General features: G+C 62.6%; 1 protein-coding gene. It reads right to left on the bottom strand.

All coding sequences use genetic code 11. The annotated features are described in order from the left end of the window. Positions 1–859, bottom strand: an 859-nt coding sequence (locus ENZ74_RS33195) for an aminomethyltransferase family protein (protein WP_164761469.1), incomplete at both ends; no start/stop codon positions are given.

Below are 859 nucleotides of genomic sequence, written 5' to 3'. Positions count from 1 at the left end.
CGGCGCGCAGCATGCCGGGCGCGATCGACTTGTCGATGCGATGGCCCCAGCCGCCGGACGTCGTCTCGCCGACGATCTTGCCGTCATGCCAGAGTGTAGAAACTGACGGAGCGTCGCAATCGCCGGGGTTTTCCACCACCAGCGTGACGAAGCGCTTCTTCACGCCTTGCTGCTTTTCGTTCAGCAGTGCCGCCTTGCCACGGAAGTCGGGCTTGTCCCATTTGACGAAGCGTTCGAGCCCGCCCTGCAGGATCGAATAGTCGGTCGACAGATCGCCTTTCCAGGTGCGGTAGCCTTTCTCAAGCCGGAGCGAATCCAGCGCGTACATGCCGAAAGGCTTCAGCCCGTGCTGCTGGCCTGCGGCGCAGACGGCATCGAAGATGGCGGCGGTGTCGTCGATCCTGGTGTGGATTTCCCAGCCGAGTTCGCCGGCGAAGGAGACGCGCACCAGTTTGGCCCAGCGGCCGGCGATCTTCGTCTCCTGATGCGTCAGCCATGGCAGAGTGAGGTCGGCTTCGCAGACATCGGCGAGGATTTTTCGCGAGTTCGGGCCGGCCAGGATCTGGGTCGAGAATTCTTCGGTCCGGTCGATCAGCTTGAACGGTGCGTCCTTGGGCATGCGCGACTTCAGCCATTCGAAATCATGCCACTGCGCGACCGCCGCGGTGATCAGCGTCATCAGGTTCTCGTCGTGACGCACGACGGACATTTCGGTGACGATGCGGCCCTTGTCGTCGGCGAAATAGACGAGACCGATGCGGCCTGGCTTCGGCACCAGTCCGGTGACCTGCAGGCTCAGCCATTCGGCGGCACCTGGACCATCGAGATTGAAGCGCGAGAACCCAGGCAGGTCCAAAAT

Origin of the sequence: Mesorhizobium sp. M7A.F.Ca.CA.002.15.2.1 (assembly GCF_003998715.1) — a bacterium.
In the GTDB taxonomy this organism is placed as follows: Bacteria; Pseudomonadota; Alphaproteobacteria; order Rhizobiales; family Rhizobiaceae; genus Mesorhizobium; species Mesorhizobium ciceri.
The sequence above is the reverse complement of the archived record's forward strand: the minus strand, read 5'-3'. Positions and strand labels throughout refer to the sequence as shown.